General features: G+C 64.2%; 1 protein-coding gene. It reads right to left on the bottom strand.

Features of this window, described 5'->3' with window-relative positions; translation table 11 throughout:
• Positions 1-243 (bottom strand): hypothetical protein (locus G6047_RS17000; RefSeq protein ID WP_169525256.1); only part of this gene is annotated, 243 nt, incomplete at both ends.

Below are 243 nucleotides of genomic sequence, written 5' to 3'. Positions count from 1 at the left end.
GGTTGACGCTCGTGCCCGTCTGGCAGGGATTGGGCGCCACCACGAAATACTTGTCGGGCTGCGGATTCGGCTGCGGCGTGGTGGTACCGTCGCCCCAGTGGTACTCACGCCAGTTGCCCCAGCCGCAGGCGTTGTGTACACGCACCCGGAACTTCAGCGGATTGTCGTTCGGGTTGCTGCCGAACACCATGAGGTTCCCCGTCTTGCCCGTGTGGGTCGGGCTGTTGTACTGGCCGTTCTCCA

The sequence above is a fragment of the Flavobacterium silvaticum genome, assembly GCF_012911565.1.
Taxonomy (GTDB): domain Bacteria; phylum Bacteroidota; class Bacteroidia; order Flavobacteriales; family Flavobacteriaceae; genus Flavobacterium; species Flavobacterium silvaticum.
The sequence above is the reverse complement of the archived record's forward strand: the minus strand, read 5'-3'. Positions and strand labels throughout refer to the sequence as shown.